A 2,569-nucleotide genomic window follows, 5' to 3' on the forward strand; every position below is an offset into this window, starting at 1 on the left:
GTTTGAAGACGGAGTGCAGGTTGTTGAACAATCGGACTGGAAGGCCGCTTGATGATATTTTGCTCATACACCAGAATTGACAATAACTCGGGTTACAATACTTGCTTAATGTCTGGCCGGATGAGGTAAAGAAATGGATATTGTAAACGTTGAATTTGAAAAAGAATTGAAGCTCACGGTAAACAAACAAGAGATCAGGTTGCTTTGCTTTAAAACTGATGAGCACGGCAATATCAAGTTTGGTGTCAATGCACCAAGACAGATTGCTGTTAATCGTCAGGAAATTTTTGAAATGAAAAAAAGCAACAAGCAGTTACCCGGGTCATAAGATTTCTTTTTAGGCTTTATACGCTAGCAATTTGCTAGCGTATGGCAATCATTATGATTGCATAAATCTAGCATTGAGTAGTATATAGGGCAGGGGGCTTAGACCACCAAGAAAACGAGCGTTTTTCTGGTGGTGGTCTTTTTTATTCAAAAGCATAAAGAATCAGACCAAATAACCCATAGAGGAAATCAAAACAAAGTGATAAACTCATTTTTGGTTTTTCTTGCTAATTTTCAGGATGGTAATGTGTTAATTGGTTATGTCCGTGTTTCAAAATCAGATGGAAGCCAACTGCTTGATCTGCAAAAAGATGCTTTATTTAAGGCTGGTGTGGATAGCAAATATGTTTATGAAGATCTGGCTTCAGGGCGCAAAGATGACCGACCCGGTCTTAAAGCATGCCTTAAGGCACTTCAACCGGGGAATACTTTGGTGGTTTGGAAATTAGACAGGCTTGGTCGAGACATGAAACATCTGGTAACGTTGATCGATGAATTAAATCAAAAAAAAGTGGGATTTAAAGTATTATCCGGCGCTGGCGCTGAAATAAATACAACAACAGCCAATGGAAAGTTGGTCTTTGGTATTTTCGCAGCACTTGCAGAGTTTGAAAGGGAATTAATTCGCGAACGCACTCAAGCAGGATTGGCAGCAGCAAGAGCGAGAGGGCGTAAAGGAGGGCGGCCACGTAAAATGGATGCCCATACCATTAAAATGGCAATGGCTGCCATGGGCGAGCAGCAGTCAGTCGCTCATGAGGTTGCTAAACGTTTAAATATAACCACAACTACGCTTTATACCTACGTTAATGGTGATGGAACACTCAAAGAAGCTGGTACAAGGTTGCTAAAAAATGAATGACCTTTGGTCATGGATGATTTTAAAAAACCGCTCCGAACACCAATCAAGTCCAGTAGCTTCGTCATCCATCCCCCATTCGCCATTGATATTAACTCCATGAATTCCAAATACAAGGTCTACTCGTCGCTTTGCTCCTGCGTTCCACCTTGTATTTAAAATTCACTACGTTAAATCAAATGGCGAATGGGGGATGGATGACGAAGCAGCAATGGCCTTTGAGGCTTTTTCTCCACTTGAAAAGGAATTCGCTTCGCTCATGAATGGTTATGAAAGCGATGGGTTCCGGAATCAAAAGCAGGTTGTAGTTTTAATTGGCACATTTAACTATTTTCCTGCCACGTGTGGTTTAAATGGATTTGCTATGGTTTATGTTCTGACTTTTCGAAGGCGAATTTCTACTGTTGCACCAAGTGCAGAAGCCGCCCGTTTTAAGCTTTTCATGGTAAGATTTTTTCCAGACTCCATGCGCTGATAACTCTGATACTGAACCCCCATTGTCCTGGCGACATCAGCCATTGAGTATTTTTGATCTTTTCTTGCAATATGGAGTAATGCGGGTGCTGATACTTCTGGACTGGCAGAGATCGGAACCTCACCTTTCTTGATTGGAGAGGGAAGGGGGATATCATCGTCATGTTCCAGCCTATCTAAAAGCATCAAATCAAGCACCTCTTGTGCATTAAAAACCGCTTCCTCATAGGTTGAGCCTTCTGTAAAAGCGTTTTCGATGTCACGGAATGTGGCAAGAAAACTATCGCCATCCGGCTCAATTTTTGCGCCGTAAATTAAATCCATAACGTCTTTCATTGCTTGCCTCTATTCGTTAGATTAACACCCGTTTGTTTTTCAATGGCTTTTAATAAGCCAATACCTAAATCCTTACTGCCATGAACGGGGACAGGTACAGAACGATATCCCTCTTTTTCCATTTTATAATGGCTGCCTCGTGTTGTTGTGTGCGTCCAGCCTTCTTCTTTTAGTATTTTTATGACTTCCCGACCATTCACAGAGCTATAGTCCACAATTTATATGTTGTATTAAACTATAGCACACAATAGATTAAAACACAACATATAAGTTGTGATAAAATGCGCATAAGAATTACGGAGTGATCAAGATTAACGTAAAATTTGTCAAGGACGCACGAAGTGCGCCGAAGGTTTATCCTTGACTAATTTGGAGTGATATACGCTTACAGCTTGTGTGCGGTGGTGTTAACCCCGCACACCTGCCCCGTGGCGAGCGTCCCCCTTGAGGGGTTAGGGGTGGTTAAAAGAATTAATCAATTGAAAAGAGTTATTGTCAATTCTGGTGTATGAGCAAAATATCATCAAGCGGCCTTCCAGTCCGATTGTTCAACAACCTGCACTCCGTCTTCAA

General features: G+C 41.6%; 4 protein-coding genes. 2 read left to right on the plus strand and 2 right to left on the minus strand.

Annotation, left to right across the window (positions count from 1 at the left end):
- Positions 1 to 133 precede the first annotated feature (133 nt).
- Entirely contained in the window at positions 134 to 328 is a 195-nt protein-coding gene (locus tag Lfee_RS00115) for a carbon storage regulator (protein WP_058443248.1), read from the plus strand.
- Positions 329 to 526: 198 nt separating this feature from the next.
- Positions 527 to 1,189, plus strand: coding sequence for a recombinase family protein (locus Lfee_RS00120; RefSeq protein WP_440589596.1), 663 nt, complete (start codon positions 527 to 529; stop codon positions 1,187 to 1,189).
- Between the two features lie 366 nt (positions 1,190 to 1,555).
- Here Lfee_RS00120 and Lfee_RS00125 read toward each other — a convergent pair whose 3' ends face one another.
- Both Lfee_RS00125 and Lfee_RS00130 read right to left on the minus strand, forming a co-directional pair.
- Positions 1,556 to 1,996 (minus strand): type II toxin-antitoxin system HicB family antitoxin, encoded by a 441-nt coding sequence (locus Lfee_RS00125; RefSeq protein ID WP_058443249.1) that lies wholly within the window; start codon positions 1,994 to 1,996, stop codon positions 1,556 to 1,558.
- The gene (locus Lfee_RS00130) at positions 1,993 to 2,196 is read right to left on the minus strand and encodes a type II toxin-antitoxin system HicA family toxin (RefSeq protein ID WP_058443250.1); all 204 of its coding nucleotides are present in this window, start codon (positions 2,194 to 2,196) and stop codon (positions 1,993 to 1,995) included. Before Lfee_RS00130 ends, Lfee_RS00125 begins: the two co-directional genes overlap by 4 nt.
- Positions 2,197 to 2,569 lie beyond the last annotated feature (373 nt).

It is taken from the genome of Legionella feeleii, assembly GCF_001467625.1.
Lineage (GTDB): Bacteria > Pseudomonadota > Gammaproteobacteria > Legionellales > Legionellaceae > Tatlockia > Tatlockia feeleii.

Bases quoted from the DNA above. Each gene is read 5' to 3' on its own strand.
- Lfee_RS00125 (WP_058443249.1), bottom strand. From the start codon at position 1,996: ATGAAAGACGTTATGGATTTAATTTACGGCGCAAAAATTGAGCCGGAT.
- Lfee_RS00115 (WP_058443248.1), top strand. From the start codon at position 134: ATGGATATTGTAAACGTTGAATTTGAAAAAGAATTGAAGCTCACGGTA.